At 67.6% G+C, this 15,683-nt stretch carries 9 protein-coding genes; 4 read left to right on the top strand and 5 right to left on the bottom strand.

Annotated elements, in window-relative coordinates; all coding sequences use genetic code 11:
- Positions 1-165: 165 nt before the first annotated feature.
- Positions 166-2,751 carry an ATP-dependent chaperone ClpB gene (gene clpB, locus ABIA71_RS16940; protein ID WP_128096627.1) on the top strand — a complete coding sequence of 862 codons (2,586 nt, stop codon included), beginning with the start codon at positions 166-168 and terminating at the stop codon, positions 2,749-2,751.
- Between the two features lie 83 nt (positions 2,752-2,834).
- Here clpB and ABIA71_RS16935 read toward each other — a convergent pair whose 3' ends face one another.
- From ABIA71_RS16935 to ABIA71_RS16925, 3 genes are all read right to left on the bottom strand, one after another.
- Positions 2,835-3,635 (bottom strand): MipA/OmpV family protein, encoded by an 801-nt coding sequence (locus ABIA71_RS16935; protein ID WP_354286715.1) that lies wholly within the window; start codon positions 3,633-3,635, stop codon positions 2,835-2,837.
- Positions 3,636-3,797: 162 nt separating this feature from the next.
- Positions 3,798-5,084 (bottom strand): ATP-binding protein, encoded by a 1,287-nt coding sequence (locus tag ABIA71_RS16930; RefSeq protein ID WP_354286713.1) that lies wholly within the window; start codon positions 5,082-5,084, stop codon positions 3,798-3,800.
- Between the two features lie 4 nt (positions 5,085-5,088).
- Positions 5,089-5,817, bottom strand: a complete 729-nt coding sequence (locus ABIA71_RS16925; protein ID WP_354286711.1) for a winged helix-turn-helix domain-containing protein — start codon at positions 5,815-5,817, stop codon at positions 5,089-5,091.
- 234 nt (positions 5,818-6,051) lie between these two features.
- On the opposite strand from ABIA71_RS16925, the gene ABIA71_RS16920 reads away from it, so the two are divergent.
- Together ABIA71_RS16920 and ABIA71_RS16915 are read left to right on the top strand one after the other, a co-directional pair.
- A complete protein-coding gene (locus ABIA71_RS16920) occupies positions 6,052-7,368 on the top strand; it encodes an O-acetylhomoserine aminocarboxypropyltransferase/cysteine synthase family protein (RefSeq protein ID WP_354286709.1) in 1,317 nt (438 codons plus the stop codon).
- A gap of 177 nt (positions 7,369-7,545) precedes the next feature.
- Complete coding sequence (locus ABIA71_RS16915) at positions 7,546-8,427, top strand: AraC family transcriptional regulator (RefSeq protein WP_354286707.1); 882 nt, start codon at positions 7,546-7,548, stop codon at positions 8,425-8,427.
- A 621-nt stretch (positions 8,428-9,048) separates the two neighbouring features.
- Here ABIA71_RS16915 and ybaL read toward each other — a convergent pair.
- Together ybaL and ABIA71_RS16905 are read right to left on the bottom strand one after the other, a co-directional pair.
- Positions 9,049-10,749 carry a YbaL family putative K(+) efflux transporter gene (ybaL, locus tag ABIA71_RS16910; protein ID WP_354286705.1) on the bottom strand — a complete coding sequence of 567 codons (1,701 nt, stop codon included), beginning with the start codon at positions 10,747-10,749 and terminating at the stop codon, positions 9,049-9,051.
- A 245-nt stretch (positions 10,750-10,994) separates the two neighbouring features.
- On the bottom strand, positions 10,995-13,388 hold the full coding sequence (locus ABIA71_RS16905; RefSeq protein WP_354286703.1) for a TonB-dependent receptor plug domain-containing protein: 2,394 nt from the start codon (positions 13,386-13,388) through the stop codon (positions 10,995-10,997).
- 345 nt (positions 13,389-13,733) lie between these two features.
- On the opposite strand from ABIA71_RS16905, the gene ABIA71_RS16900 reads away from it, so the two are divergent.
- Positions 13,734-15,590, top strand: a complete 1,857-nt coding sequence (locus tag ABIA71_RS16900; RefSeq protein ID WP_354286701.1) for an ABC-F family ATP-binding cassette domain-containing protein — start codon at positions 13,734-13,736, stop codon at positions 15,588-15,590.
- Positions 15,591-15,683 lie beyond the last annotated feature (93 nt).

Raw genomic sequence — 15,683 nt, 5'->3', positions numbered from 1 at the left:
GGACGCCACGCCGCGTCCGAGTCGATGGGAATGAGAATGATTCGCAATTATGGCAATACGGAGGCTGTATTGCCAGTGCCGGTTTGTCTTGAATCACTGCGCGACAACCGCATATCCGTTACATCTGCCAGCCACGCTGGCCATGACATGAAAGAGGAATTCCCCATGCGGATGGACAAGCTCACCTCGCGTTTCCAGCAGGCGCTGGCAGACGCCCAGTCGCTGGCCGTGGGCCGCGACCACAACATCATCGAACCGGTGCACGTCTTCACCGCGCTGCTGGACCAGCAGGGCGGCAGCACGCGCCCGCTGCTGTCCCAGGCCGGGGTCAACGTGCCGGTGCTGCGCGAGCGCCTCAACGAGGCGATGGAAGCGCTGCCCAAGGTATCCGGGCAGGAAGGCAACCTGTCGATCGGCAATGACCTCAACCGGTTGCTCAACACCACCGACAAGCTGGCCCAGCAGCACGGCGATGCCTTCATTGCCAGCGAATGGTTCGTGCTGGCGGCGCTGGACGACAGCGGCACGCTGGGCATGGCGCTGCGCGCTGCCGGTGCCGACAAGACCCGCATCGACGCGGCGATCGACAAGATCCGCGGCGGTGAAAGTGTGCAGTCGGAGAATGCCGAAGACCAGCGCCAGGCGCTGGAAAAGTACACCATCGACCTGACCGCGCGTGCCGAGAGCGGCAAGCTGGACCCGGTGATCGGGCGCGACGAGGAAATCCGCCGCACCATCCAGGTGCTGCAGCGCCGGACCAAGAACAACCCGGTGCTGATCGGCGAACCCGGCGTGGGCAAGACCGCGATCGTGGAAGGCCTGGCCCAGCGCATCATCAACGACGAAGTGCCCGAAGGCCTGCGCGGCAAGCGCGTGCTGTCGCTGGACATGGGCGCGTTGATTGCCGGTGCCAAGTTCCGCGGCGAATTCGAAGAACGCCTCAAGGGCGTGCTCAACGACCTGGCCAAGAGCGAAGGGCAGGTGATCCTGTTCATCGACGAGCTGCACACCATGGTGGGCGCGGGCAAGGCCGATGGCGCGATGGATGCCGGCAACATGCTCAAGCCGGCGCTCGCGCGCGGCGAACTGCATTGCGTGGGCGCCACCACACTGGACGAGTACCGCAAGTACATCGAGAAGGACGCCGCGCTGGAGCGCCGCTTCCAGAAGGTGCTGGTGGGTGAGCCCAGCGTGGAAGACACCATCGCCATCCTGCGCGGGCTCAAGGAAAAATACGCCGTGCATCACGGCGTGGAAATCACCGACCCGGCCATCGTCGCGGCGGCCACGCTGTCGCACCGCTACATCGCCGACCGGCAGCTGCCCGACAAGGCCATCGACCTGATGGACGAGGCCGCCTCGCGCATCCGCATGGAGATCGACTCCAAGCCCGAAGAGCTGGACCGTCTCGAGCGGCGTCTGATCCAGCTGAAGATCCAGCGCGAAATGCTCAAGAAGGAAAAGGACGAGGCCTCGCGCCAGCGCCTGGCCGACCTGGAAAGCGACATCGATGCGCTGGAGCGCGAGTTCTCCGACCTCAATGAAATCTGGAAGTCGGAGAAGGCCACGCTGCAGGGCGCCACCAGGATCAAGGAGCAGATCGAGCACGCCAAGCTCGAGCTGGAGTCTGCCCAGCGCCGCCAGGATTTCGGCCGCATGAGCGAAATCCAGTACGGCCAGTTGCCGCAGCTGGAAAAGCAGCTGGCCGCGGCGCAGGAAGTGGAGACCACCGAGTTCAAGCTGGTGCAGGACCGGGTCACGGCCGAGGAAATCGCCGAGGTGGTGTCGCGCTGGACCGGCATTCCGGTCAACCGGATGCTGGAAGGCGAGCGCGACAAACTGCTGCGCATGGAGCAGATGCTGCATGAGCGGGTGGTGGGCCAGGAGGAAGCGATCAAGGTCGTGTCCGACGCGGTGCGGCGTTCGCGTGCCGGGCTGTCCGATCCGGACCGTCCCAGCGGTTCGTTCCTGTTCCTCGGCCCGACCGGCGTGGGCAAGACCGAGCTGTGCAAGGCGCTGGCCGAGTTCCTGTTCGACAGCACCGACGCGATGATCCGCATCGACATGAGCGAGTTCATGGAGAAGCACAGCGTTGCCCGTCTGATCGGTGCACCGCCGGGGTATGTGGGCTACGAAGAAGGCGGCTACCTCACCGAGGCCGTGCGTCGCCGTCCGTATTCGCTGATCCTGCTGGATGAGGTGGAGAAGGCGCACCCGGATGTGTTCAACATCCTGTTGCAGGTGCTCGACGACGGCCGCCTCACCGACGGCCAGGGCCGCACGGTGGACTTCCGCAACACGGTCATCGTGATGACCTCCAACCTGGGCTCGCACCAGATCCAGGACATGAGTGGCGACGACACGCCGGAGGCCTACACGCAGATGAAGGCCGCGGTGATGGGCGTGGTGCAGGCGCACTTCCGCCCGGAGTTCATCAACCGCCTGGACGACATCGTGGTGTTCCATCCGCTGGACAAGGTGCAGATCAAGCAGATCGCCCGCATCCAGATGCAGGGCCTGGAAAAGCGCCTGGCCGAACGCGGGCTGCGCATCGAGGTCAGCGACGCGGCTTTCCAGCTGCTGGGCAACGTCGGCTTCGATCCGGTCTACGGCGCGCGGCCGCTCAAGCGTGCGATCCAGTCGCAGCTGGAAAATCCGCTGGCGCAGAAGATCCTGTCCGGCGCGTTCGTCAGTGGCGAGGTGATCCAGGTCGATGCGGCCGAGGGCAAGCTGGTCTTCAACAAGGGCTGAGCCCGTATCTCGCAGCCACCCAAGGGTCCGGTGACACGCGTCACCGGACCCTTTTTTTTGTGGTCGGCGACGCCCGACGCGGCTTACCAGCGGTACTGGTAGCCGCTCATCGCCCCCAGCTGGGTCTTGCGCTGCACGATCGGGCTGTCGGCGGCATCGCCCAGCAGGCGGTTGCCTTCCACGCCAATGAACCAGCTGCTGCTGACCGAGAGCGGGCGCACCCATTTCAGGCCGACTCCGGCGCTGGTCAGGCCGGCCGAGGGGGTGTACCGGGCGAAGCCGCTACGTGCCGACTGCGCCGCGCTCACGCCGTACCATGTCTGCACATAGCCGGCGTCACCGTATGCGGTGGAGGCACGAACGCTGAGACTGCCACCGGCGACATCGAACAATGGCACCTCCAGCGACAGCTGGACCTGCCGGGTGGCCAGCCCGTTGTCACCGCGATCCTTGTCCCTGGGGGCGTGCTGCACGCTGGCACTCAGCAGGGTCGGCCCGATCGAGAGACTGCCATCCACGCCCGCCAGCGCCCGTGTATGGATCTCACCCATGCCACGAAGGTAGTCCGAGCCGCCCAGCAGCGCGTCCTTGTCGCGCCGGCTGCCGCTGCCGCCGAGGTAGGCGCGGATGCTGCCGCGCTCGCCCAGCGTGGTGCCCCAGCCCAACCCGCTGCTACCGAGAAACCAGCCACCCGGCGCGCTGACCTCAAACCCAAGCTGCGGCACGGCGATGTATTCGTCGCTGCCGCTGTAGCGCGGCGCCACGCCGGCACCGGCCATCACCTCGAACCCCCAGCGGTCCGGGGTGGGGGTGGCGGCCTTGGCCGAGGTGAGGGTCATCAGGCTTACGGGCGCCAGGGCCAGGATCAGGCAAATGGAATTCATGCTTACTCTCTGCAGGGGAATGGACGCTGCAGTGGGAGGCCGGTGCGATCAAGCGCGGTCCGGATGCGACTGCAGGGCTGGCATCTTGGCGATGCCGGCGCGGCCGTTCTTTCCCGATTTGTAGGAGAGTTGTAAGCAGATGTAACCGGAGCAGGGCGCGGTTCAGGCTTTCGGCATCGGCCAGCGGATGTCCAGCCGCGCGCCGCCCAGCGAAGCCCGCGCAACCCGCACCTCGCCCCCGTGGCGTTCGGCGATACGGCGCACGATCGCCAGCCCCAGGCCGAAGCCGCCGGTGTCCCGGCTGCGGCTGTCATCCAGGCGGGTGAAGGGCTGCAGCACGCGTTGCCAGTCGGCTTCGGCGATGCCTTCACCGTCGTCCTCCACGCGCAGTGCCCAGCCGCCATCGCCTTCCAGCAGGCTGACCTCCACGCGGGTACGGGCGTGGCGCAGCGCGTTGCACACCAGGTTGCTCAGTGCCAGCTGCATCAGGCGCGTCTCCATGCCCACCTGGTCGGGGCGGCAGCTGACCACGTGGAGCGCAATGCCCGTGGCGTCGGCCTCGCGCTGCGGGTCGGCCAAGGCCTGTTCCAGCCACGGGCGCGCATGCACCTGCTGCCACGGGCGATGATCGCCGCGGTGTTCCAGCCGTTCATAGGCCAGCAGTTCGCTCACCAGGCGATTGAGTTCGGCCAGGTCGCTGCGCATGCCGTCGAGCAGGGCCGGGCGTTGCGCGTCGCCGGCCTCCTCGACCAGGTCAAGCCCGAAGGCCAGGCGGGCGACCGGCGTGCGCAGTTCGTGCGAGATGGCGTGCGTAAGATCGCGCTGACCCTGCACCAGCTGGGCCACCTTGGCGGCCATCCGGTTGGAATGCTCCACCACTACGCGGATCTGCGAGCGCGGTGATACCTGCGCGCGGGCATGCAGCTCGCCGGCCCCGATACGGTCGGCATGCCCGCGCAGGATGTCCAGGTCGCGCCAGAGCAGGCGCACCCACAGGTAAATGCTGGCCCCCAGTAGCGACAGGATGCCAATGTAGGCCAGCACCGTGCTGTGCAGGGTCATGGTGACCTCGCCGGGCAGGTGCAGGCCCAGCCAGCGGCCCTGGGGGCCGTCGATCGGCAGCAGCACGGTCTGGAACCGGTCGCGGACCACGAAGCCCTGCGCACGCACGGCCGCCTGCTCCTGCGCGTCCAGGGGCGGAGCAGCGTCAAGCAGGGCCAGGTCGATCCCATAGTGTGGTTGCCAGCGGGCCAGTTGGGCGTGTTGCGCCTCCACGCTGCGCCCGGCCAGGCCCTCCCGCAGGGTATGGACCTGGCCGCGCATCTGCTGCGCGAAGGTCGCTTCGGCCAGCGGCGAGTAGATCCGGTCCAGGAGCATGTTGAGTGCAAGCACCGACAGCACGAAGCAGGCCCCGGTGATCAGCCACAGCCGCAGGAACAGGCGGATCATCGGCTTACCATCCGGCCGGGCTGAACTGGTAGCCGCGCCCCCAGATGGTCTTGATCCGGCGCGGCTCGCGTGGGTCGTCACCGAGCTTGCGGCGCAGCTTGCCGATGCAGACGTCCACGCTGCGGTCCAGCCCATCGAAGCCGATGCCGCGTACTGCCAGCAGGATCTGGTCGCGCGACAGGATCTGCCCGGGCTGGCTGGCCAGCACCCACAGAATCTCGAACTCGGTGGTGCTCAGGTCGATGCGCTGTTGGGCGTGGGTGACTTCGCGCTGCGCGCGGTCGATGCACAGGCTGCCGAAGCTGGCCTTGCTGCGGGTGGCGCCGCCGGGCTGCTGGCGGCGCAGCAGTGCGCGCAGGCGGGCCAGCAGCAGGCGCGGCTCGACCGGCTTGAGCACATAGTCGTCCGCGCCCGATTCCAGCCCCAGCACCTGGTCCACGTCGTCTTCGCAGGCGGTCAGGATCAGGATCGGCACATCGGAAAACGCGCGGATCTGGCGGCACACTTCGATCCCGCCCATGCCGGGCAGCATCAGGTCCAGCACCACCACCTGCGGCGACAACCGGTGGCAGGCCTCCACGGCCAGATCACCACGATGCACCGGCACCACCGCGAATCCATGCTCGCCCAGGTAACGCTGCACCAGCTCGCCAAGGCGACGGTCGTCTTCCACCAGCAGAACCTGCGGCACCGTGGGCGGCAGGCTGTCGGGCATCCATTGCACTGCGGACATCGTCCGGGGTTCCTTGCCGGTAATGGGCGGCGGGTGTCGCCCTTGGGCGGCGCAGCCTAGCAATGGCCTGCCCCTGATCGCTGAACCTCGGGCAACGGTTACCATGCGCAGGCGTGCGGTGGCGGCATCGATGCAGATCACGACCGCCTCTAAGCCCATGCGCAATGGGCATGAGCGGGCGCGTGCAGACGCGCGCTGCTCGGGTATCGTCGGCGTTCAACCGGAGGAGGCGCGATGTCAGAGCACGGCAGTCCCGAGCAGGCCCCAACGCCGCCGCAGTGGCGTGCGGAAACCATTGCCGTGCACGGCGGCTACAAACCCGACCCCACCACGCGCGCGGTGGCGGTGCCGATCTACCAGACCGTGGCCTACGCCTTCGACGACACCCAGCATGGCGCGGACCTGTTCGACCTGAAGGTGCCGGGCAACATCTACACCCGCATCATGAACCCCACCACCGACGTGCTGGAGCGGCGCATTGCCGCGCTCGAGGGGGGAATCGGCGCGCTGGCGCTGGCCTCCGGGCAGGCGGCCATTACCTACGCCATCCAGACCATCGCCGAGGCCGGCGACAACATCGTCTCCTCCAGTGCGCTGTATGGCGGCACCTACAATCTGTTCGCGCACACGCTGCCGCAGTTCGGCATCCAGACCCGGTTTGCCGACTACAACGACCCTGACGCGTTCGCGGCGCTGATCGACGACCGTACCAAGGCCGTCTTCGTCGAGTCGATCGGCAACCCGCGCGGCAACATCACCGATATCGAAGCGGTGGCGAAGATCGCCCACGCGCACGGCGTGCCGGTGATCGTGGACAACACCGTGGCCACCCCGTACCTGCAGCGCTCGTTCGATTTCGGCGCGGACATCGTGGTGCATTCGCTGACCAAGTACCTGGGTGGCCACGGCACCAGCCTGGGCGGCGCCATCGTCGATTCGGGCCGCTTCCCGTGGGCCGAGCACAAGCAGCGCTTCCGGCGCTTGAACGAGCCGGACGTGAGCTACCACGGGGTGGTCTATACCGACGCCCTGGGACCAGCGGCCTACATCGGCCGCGCGCGCGTGGTGCCATTGCGCAATACCGGCGCGGCAATTTCGCCGTTCAATTCCTTCCTGATCCTGCAGGGCATCGAGACCCTGGCGCTGCGCCTGGACCGGATCAACGCCAACGCACTGGCGGTGGCCACGTTCCTGCGCGACCACGCCAAGGTCGACTGGGTGAACTATGCCGCGCTGCCGGACCATCCCGAGCATGCGCTGGTGCAGAAGTACCTGCGTGGCCACGGCTCGGGTGTGCTCACCTTCGGCCTGCCCGGCGGTCGTGCGGCTGGCGCGCGCTTCCTGGATGCGTTGCAGCTGTTCACCCGGCTGGTGAACCTGGGCGATGCGAAGTCACTGGCCACCCATCCGGCCTCGACCACCCATCGACAGCTGGATGCGGCCGAGCTGGCGAAGGCCGGGGTCAGCGAGGACACCGTGCGGCTGTCGATCGGCATCGAACATATCGACGACCTGCTTGCCGACCTGCAGCAGGCGTTGGCGAAGGCGTAGAGGTGGGGCCCACGGCGACCGGTGCGGGCCGGTCGTCGTGGGGTTGTTCCGGCAGAACCACGTTCTGCCTGGAGGGGCGCTACCATCCGGGTGACGGCCCTCCAACTGCGCAAGATCGGCCACGCGCCGTGGCGGGCACCGACGCATGCTGGACGTCACCCCGACACGGAGCCCGTCATGAGCCGCATTGCCCAGCTACGCCAACACCACGGCATCGACCGTGTGATTGCCCACCTGCAGCAGTGCCTGCGTAGCGGCGAGCCCTTGCCCGACCTGGATGCGCTGGCCGCCATCGCGCACCAGTCGCCCTTCCATTTCCATCGCCTGTACCGCGCGCTGACCGGCGAAACCCCGGGGCGCACCGTGGCCCGCTTGCGCCTGCTGCGCGCGCTGCAACTGCTGGCCCACGCCGACAGCCGGGTAACCGAGGTTGCGCTGGCGGTGGGCTTTGAAAGCCCGCAGGCGTTGGCGCGCGCGTGTCGGCAGGCGCTCAATGCCACGCCCAGCGCGCTGCGCGACGATGCGGCGCTGCGGGCGCAGTGGCAGCAACGGTTGTCGTTGCCGGCCGGTGACGGTGCCGACGACAGTACGCCGCTGCAGGTGCAGGTGACCGCGCTGGCGCCGTTCGACGTTGTGGTTTTGCGCACGCGGGGTGCCTTCGACGACCTCGACCAGGCCTTCGGGCGGGTGTATGCCTGGGCCGCGGAACAGGGCCTGGCCGACCATCTGCAGGCGCTGGTGGGCATCGCGCTGAACGACCATCGCGATGTGCCGGCCAACGCGTGCGAGTTCGAGTGCGGCATGGGCTTTGGCCGCGCCCTGGCCGACATCCCGGCGCCCTTGCGCGCGCTGACCCTGGGCGGTGGTGCGTATGCCGTGCTGCGCCATGTGGGCCCCTATGCCGGGTTGGAAGCGGCCACCGACGCACTGCTGCGCCACTGGCTGCCCGACAGCGGCCACGCACTGCGCGACGCGCCGCTGTACTACCACTACCTGGACGATCCTGAGAACGTGCCCGAGGCCATCCTGCGCGCCGACATCTGCGTGCCGCTGCGCTGACCGCACACAAGGGCGGTACGTGGGACCGGGATGAAACGCAGCCACCCATGGGGTGGCTCTACCGGTGATGCGTCACTGCGGCGGTATGTTGTGCATCGACGCGGCGATGCCTGCTGCAAAGACGTACCGGAGGTAGAGCCACCCCATGGGTGGCTGCACGGGATGCCGGAACCCGCATGTGATGCGTCAATGCGCCGGTGTGTGGTGCATCGACGCGGCGATGCGTGGCGCACCGGCGCATCGACGCGGCGGTATCCGGTGATACGTCAATGCGGCGGTGTGTGGTGGATCGACGTGGCCATGCGTGGCGCACCGGCGCATCGGCGCGACCGTATCCGGTGATACGTCAATGCGCCGGTGTGTGGTGCATCGACGTGGCCATGCGTGGCGCACGGGCGCATCGGCGCGGCGGTATCCGGTGATACGTCAATGCGGCGGTGTGTGGTGGATCGACGTGGCGATGCGTGGCGCACCGGCGCATCGGCGCGACCGTATCCGGTGATACGTCAATGCGGCGATGTGTGGCGTATCGACGCGGCGGTGCATGCTGCATCGGCGCGCCGGGGGTAGAGCCACCCCATGGGTGGCTGCACGCGATGCCTGAACCCGCATGGCGGGGCGTTACACCACCGGGATGCTGTGCTTGCCCATGGTGCGGTACGGCGGGGTGGCCATGACCATTTCGGCCAGCGAATAGGCCAGCTCGCGCTCGGCCATCACCGTGCCGTCGGCGCCGTGCTCCAGCAGGTGCTTCACTTCGGCATCGCTGTGCGCGCGCGCCAGCAGGGTCAGGCCCGGGTTGAGCGCGCGCAGCTTGGCCAGGGTTTCGCCGGCCTCCAGCGGCTGCGGGATGGCCAGCACCGCGATCTTCGCGCGCTCGGGGTGGGCCTCGGCCAGTACCTTGTCCGAGGCGGCGCTGCCGCGGATGCCGGGCAGGCCAGCCGCGTGCGCTTCGGCCACGTGGTCCTTGTTGTCGTCGATCACCAGCACCGGCACGCCGCGGTCGCGCAGCACCTGCGCCAGCGCGCTGCCGACGCGGCCGTAGCCGATCACGATGGCATGGTCGTGCAGGTCCAGCGACGGGCCGGGCGGCAGGTCGGTTTCCACCGCCGTCGGGGTGGTTTCCTGGTGCTTGAGCAGCCAGCGATCAAGCAGGCCGAACACCACCGGGTTGAGCATGATCGAGATCAGCGCGCCGGCCAGCACCAGGGCTTGCCCGGTGGGCGGCAGAATCTTCAGCGTCACGCCGAGGCCGGCGATGATGAAGGCGAACTCACCGATCTGCGCCAGGCTGGCCGAGATGGTCAGCGCGGTGCCGGTGGGGTGGCCGAAGGCGCGCACGATCACGAACGCGGCGGCGGACTTGCCGAACATGATGATCGCCGCGGTGGCCAGCACCTGCCAAGGATGCTCGATCAGGATGGCCGGGTTGAACAGCATGCCCACCGAGACGAAGAACAGCACTGCGAACGCATCGCGCAGCGGCAGCGAATCGTTGGCGGCCTTGTGGCTCAACTCCGATTCGTTGAGCAGCATGCCGGCGAAGAACGCGCCCAGCGCGAAGGACACGCCGAACAGCATTGCCGAGCCGAACGCCACGCCCAGCGCGATGGCCAGCACCGCCAGGGTGAACAGCTCGCGCGAGCCGGTGCTGGCGATACGCTCCAGGATCCACGGAATGACCCGGCGACCGACCACCAGCATCACCGCCACGAACAGCCCCAGCTGCACGAACGTCCAGCCGATGCTGGCCAGCACGCTGCCGAGGGTGTGGGTTTCATTGGCCGAGTCCGGCCCGAATACACCGGCCAGGACCGGCATCATCACCAGTGCCAGGACGCAGGCGAGGTCCTCGACGATCAGCCAGCCCACCGCGATCTTGCCGCGCTGGGTTTCCAGCAGGCGGCGCTCTTCCATCGCGCGCAGCAGCACCACGGTACTGGCGGTGGCCAACGCGAAGCCGAACACCACGCCGTGGATGACCGGCCAGCCCATCAGCGCCGCCAGGCCCCAGCCCAGCAGGGTAGCCACCAGGATCTGCCCGATCGCGCCGGGAATGGCGATCGCCTTCACCGCCATCAGGTCTTTCAGCGAGAAATGCAGGCCCACCCCGAACATCAGCAGCATCACGCCGATTTCGGCCAACTGGTTGGCCAGGGCCTGGTCGGCGACGAAGCCGGGGGTGAACGGTCCTACGCAGATGCCCGCAACCAGATAACCGACCAAGGGAGACAAACGCAGCTTGTTGGCCAGCGCGCCGAGAATGAAGGCGAGCCCAAGGCCAACGGCAACGATGTTGATCAGGTCGGTGTCATGGTGCATCGGGGCTCGCAGAAATAGGGGATGTCCCGATTTTCACCGATGCGGCCGATCCGGGCAAACATCGCGTGCTGCATTGCTGGTATGTCCCCGTGGTCAGGTGATGTGCTGTCCGGGACAGGCGCGCATGACAGGCATGAATGCGCGGAATCGCGCTGGTGCGAGGCCAAAACGCACATGCCCCGGGGGACCGGGGCATGGGAAAACCGGTGTTGCCGGCCAGCGGCCGGCAACCACGCGATGCCCTATTACCACTTGTAGGTGATGCGACCGTACACGTAGGCGCCGTTGAAGCCGTACGGCGAGTAGTTGCTGTACGGCAGCATGCCCCAGGTGGAGTTCTGCAGGTCCACGGTGCGGTCGGGGTATTCGTCCAGCAGGTTGTCCGCGCCCAGGGTGAGGGCCCAGTTCTCGCTGGGCTTATAGCTCACCGACGCATCCAGCACCCACGAGCCGTCGTAGGTCTGGTCGCGCAGGGCAGTGGCCGAGTTGCGCACGGTGAAGCTGCCGTAGCGCGTGGCGGCCAGGTTCAGGTCCCAATGATCGCTGCGCCAGGTACCGCTGAGGATGGTCTTGTTGCGCGGGTAGCTGTCTTCGATGCGGCCGATTTCGTCGCGGCCGATCAGCGACTGGGTGATGCCCAGCGTGCCGAACACCGGCGGCGAGGCGATGAACTTCTTCACCTCGGTGTCGTTGTAGCTGTAGGCCGCGGTCAGTTCCAGCGTGCTGGCGCTGAACGGGATCGAATAGCTGGACACGGCATCGATGCCGCGGGTGCGCGTGTCCACGCCGTTGGTGAAGTAGGAGAACGCGGTGACCCCGGGCAGCCCCAGGCCGGCCAGCAGCGAATTGGCGGCGGCATTGGTGGTGATGTTGGTGGACAACACGATGCGGTCGTCGATGTCGATCTGGTACGCATCCACCGTCAGGTACAGGCGATCGATCGGCTGCAGCACCAGGCCCAGGCTGTAGGAGGTGGAGCTTTCGGCCTTCAGCGGGCTGGCGCCCAGCGCCTGTGCCGCGGCACTGGTGGTGGGGAAGGTGCCGCGCTCGACGAAGGCACCGTTGATGATCGTGCTGGTGACCGCCTGGTAGCTCTGCTGGGCCAGGGACGGGGCGCGGAAGCCGGACGAGGCGGTGGCGCGCAGCGCGACCTTGTCGGTGAACGCATAGCGTGCCGACAGCTTGCCGGAGAACTTGTCGCCGAAGTCCGAGTAGTCTTCGTAGCGTCCGGTCACGCCGGCCGAGAACTTGTCGGTGAGGTCGGCTTCCAGCCCGGCATACACCGCGTAGTTGTGGCGGTCGGCGTCCACCGCGTTGAGCGGGGTGAAGCCGCCGAAGCCCTGCGCGCCGCTGCCAAAGTAAGCGTTCGCTTCACCGGCGGACTGCTCCCAGTTCTCGCGGCGGTACTCGCCGCCGAAGGACAGCGTGACCGGGTAGGCCAGGCCCCAGTCCAGCGACTTGGTCAGGTCGGCGTTGAAGATGTCCTGGGTGTACTTCAGCGCACCGTCGTAGAACGAACGCGGGCTGGTCAGGCCGAGGCTGTAGTTGATGCTGTTGCGGGTGTGGAAATCGATGGTGTTCTCGCCGTGGTTGGCGCTCACGTCCCAGGTCCAGCCGCTGTCGGTGTTGCCCTTGACCCCGGCCACCAGCGAGCGGTCCTTGGAGTACTGGTTGATCTGCGGCACGAAGCCGTCCGGGTAGGTCTGCGCCAGCAACGGGCCCTGGCCGCTGTTGGTGCGCGAGCGGTAGAACGCGAACGAGGTGATGTCGCGGTTGCTGGCCATCGCCGTGGCGTAGGCCGACACATGGTCGCTGAACTGGAAGCTGGCGTTGACCGAGGCGGCGGTGGCGTCCACCCGCGGGTCGCCGACCACGAAGGTGGTCTGGCCGATGTCGGGGAAATTGCCGGTGTTGGGCGTGGTGCCCTGGTACGGGCCGGCACGGTTGCTCTCGTCCTGCTGCAGGATCTGCCCGGCCACGTGCACACTGCCGCGACCGTCGGCAAAGCCGATCCCGGCATCGCCGGAGAGCTGGTACTTGTTGCCGTCGCCGGCCGAGTACTGGCCCGCGTCCACGGCCAGGCTGCCGCCGGCGGACGACCCCTTCAGCACGATGTTGACCACGCCGGCGATCGCGTCCGAGCCGTACTGGGCCGAGGCGCCATCACGCAGCACTTCCACCCGCTCGATCGCCGAGATCGGGATCGCGTTGATGTCCACCGCCGACGAGCCGCGGCCGATGCTGCCGTTGACGTTGATCTGCGCCGAGGTATGCCGGCGCTTGCCGTTGACCAGCACCAGTACCTGGTCCGGCGACAGCCCGCGCAGCTGCGCCGGGCGGATGCCGCTGGTGCCGTCGGTGAGGGCCGGGCGCGGGAAGTTCAGCGAGGGCAGGGCGCGCGACAGCGCGGTGGCCAGCTCGGTGGTACCGGTGGACTGCAGCGCTTCGGGGGTGATGATGTCGATTGGCGACTGCGATTCGGCCACGGTGCGGTCGGCGACCCGGGTGCCGGTGACGATGATGGTGTCCAGCGTGTTGGCGGCGGTGCGCGCAGGGGTGTCCTGGGCGCTGGCGGCGAAGCTGGAGGCACCGAGCACGACAGCTACGGCGGCGGCGAGCGTACTGGTCTTGCGGTTCATCTGGGCGTGGCTCCGGTAGGGACGATGCGGCACCGGAACGACATCTCGACGGCATGAAGCGGGTCGGCGAAGGCGGGTGTTGCGGTGCGCAATAAATGAATTAACGGGATATTCATCGCTTGTCAAATAACCGCCATGTCGACAAAAAACGTTGCAGAAGCAACCATTTACGTGAACTGGCGGGCCCGACATCAGGGTCCCGGGGAAGCGCAGGCAGGGTCGTGGGAGAGAGGAACGAGGCCTGCTGCGCATCCCGGGGCCCGTCAAGTATTCGTTAACGTTAGAATTACGTCGCAGGAAGGGTGCTCACCAGCACATTCCATTCCGTTATATGGACCCCCCAAGATGATTTCCCTTCGTAACTTCGCCTTGCGCCGTGGCGAGCGGCTGCTGTTGTCCAATGTCGACCTGACCCTGCACGCGGGGTACCGCGTTGGCGTGGTGGGCCGCAACGGTGCCGGCAAGTCCAGCCTGTTTGCCGCCGTCAAGGGCGAGCTGGAGGCGGACAAGGGCGATGTCGACCTGCCCGGCAAGGTCCGCATTGCCAGCGTGGCCCAGGAAACCCCCTCGCTGCCCGACCCGGCGCTGCAGTTCGTGCTGGAGGGCGACACCGAGGTGGCCGCGGTCATGCGCGAAGAGGCCGACGCCGCCGCGCGCGAAGACTGGGAGGCGGTGGCCACCGCGCACCAGAAGATGGCCGAGATCGGCGCGTACGACGCCGAGGCCCGTGCAGGCAAGCTGCTGCACGGCCTGGGCTTCCCGGCCGAGACCCACTCGCGGGCGGTGTCCTCGTTCTCCGGCGGCTGGCGCGTGCGCCTGAACCTGGCGCGCGCGCTGATGATGCCCAGCGACCTGCTGCTGCTCGACGAACCGACCAACCACCTGGATCTGGACGCGGTGTTCTGGCTGGAACAGTGGCTGCTGAAGTATCCGGGCACGCTGCTGCTGATCTCGCATGACCGCGAGTTCCTGGACAACGTGGCCACCCACACCCTGCACCTGCATGGCGGTGGCGCCAAGCTGTACCCGGGCGGCTACACCGATTTCGAGCGCCAGCGTGCCGAGCAGCTGCGCCAGCAGCAGATCGCGCACGAGAAGGAACAGGCCGAGCGCGCGCACCTGCAGAGCTTCATCGACCGCTTCAAGGCGCAGGCCAGCAAGGCCGCCCAGGCGCAGAGCCGCATGAAGCGCCTGGCCAAGCTGGCCGGCACCGAGGCGGTGCGTGCCGAGCGCGAGTTCCGCATCGAGTTCTCGCCGCCGGCCAAGCTGCCGTTCTCGCTGATCCGGCTCAACCATGTCGACGCCGGGTACGGCGCCGATTCGGTGATCCTGCACAACGTAGGCTTCGGCCTGGAAGCCGGCCAGCGCATCGGCCTGCTGGGTCCCAACGGCGCGGGCAAGACCACGCTGGTGAAGACCCTGGTGGGCGAGCTGGCCCCGCTGACCGGTGAGCGCGCCGCGCACCCGGACCTGCGCATCGGCTACTTCGCCCAGCACACGGTGGAGTCGCTGCATGAAGGGCAGTCGCCGATGGAGCACTTCCGCGATCTGGACCGCGATGCGCCCAACCAGGTGTTCCGCGACTTCCTCGGCAAGTGGAACTTCGCCGGCGATCGTGCCTTCGAACCGGTGGATGGTTTCTCCGGTGGCGAGCGCGCGCGTCTGGCACTGGCCCTGATCGCCTTCCAGCAGCCCAACGTGCTGCTGCTCGACGAACCGACCAACCACCTTGACCTGGAAATGCGCGAAGCGCTGGCCGAGGCGCTGGCCGACTTCGAGGGCGCGATCGTGATGGTGTCCCATGACCGCCACCTGATCGGCCTGGTCTGCGATACCTTCTGGCGCGTGGCCGATGGCGTGGTGGAGCCGTTTGATGGCGACCTGGACGCGTACGCGGCGTGGCTGCGCTCGCGTCCCGCCGCGCAGGGCACCAAGCAGAAGATGGCCGCCGCCGCGCCGGAACCGGTGCCGCCGACCCCGCCGCTGCCGCCGAAGAAGCCGGTCAACCCGCACAAGCTGGCCGCCGCTGAAGCCAAGGTGGGCGAACTGGAAGCGCTGCTGGCCGACCTGGACCGGCAGCTGGCCGATCCGTCCAACTACGCCGACAGCACCCGCATGGCCGTGCTCGGTCGCGACCGCGAAGCCACCGCCACGCTGCTCAGCAAGGCCGAGCAGACCTGGATGGAACTGCTGGACGCGTAAGCGGCATGCCGACCAACGGTCGGCATCTACCGGGCAAGCGGTGCCGGCGGGCAAGCGCGTAGCGCCGGGCTCTGCCCGGCTGCTTCCCCAGCA

This window comes from Stenotrophomonas sp. 2619 (assembly GCF_040548725.1).
GTDB classification, from domain to species: Bacteria; Pseudomonadota; Gammaproteobacteria; order Xanthomonadales; family Xanthomonadaceae; genus Stenotrophomonas; species Stenotrophomonas maltophilia_AP.
This window is presented reverse-complemented; position numbering and strand designations above follow the sequence as displayed.

Bases quoted from the DNA above. Each gene is read 5' to 3' on its own strand.
- ABIA71_RS16920 (WP_354286709.1), top strand. From the start codon at position 6,052: ATGTCAGAGCACGGCAGTCCCGAGCAGGCCCCAACGCCGCCGCAGTGG.
- ABIA71_RS16935 (WP_354286715.1), bottom strand. From the start codon at position 3,635: ATGAATTCCATTTGCCTGATCCTGGCCCTGGCGCCCGTAAGCCTGATG.
- ABIA71_RS16905 (WP_354286703.1), bottom strand. From the start codon at position 13,388: ATGAACCGCAAGACCAGTACGCTCGCCGCCGCCGTAGCTGTCGTGCTC.
- ABIA71_RS16915 (WP_354286707.1), top strand. From the start codon at position 7,546: ATGAGCCGCATTGCCCAGCTACGCCAACACCACGGCATCGACCGTGTG.
- ybaL (WP_354286705.1), bottom strand. From the start codon at position 10,749: ATGCACCATGACACCGACCTGATCAACATCGTTGCCGTTGGCCTTGGG.
- ABIA71_RS16900 (WP_354286701.1), top strand. From the start codon at position 13,734: ATGATTTCCCTTCGTAACTTCGCCTTGCGCCGTGGCGAGCGGCTGCTG.
- ABIA71_RS16925 (WP_354286711.1), bottom strand. From the start codon at position 5,817: ATGTCCGCAGTGCAATGGATGCCCGACAGCCTGCCGCCCACGGTGCCG.
- clpB (WP_128096627.1), top strand. From the start codon at position 166: ATGCGGATGGACAAGCTCACCTCGCGTTTCCAGCAGGCGCTGGCAGAC.
- ABIA71_RS16930 (WP_354286713.1), bottom strand. From the start codon at position 5,084: ATGATCCGCCTGTTCCTGCGGCTGTGGCTGATCACCGGGGCCTGCTTC.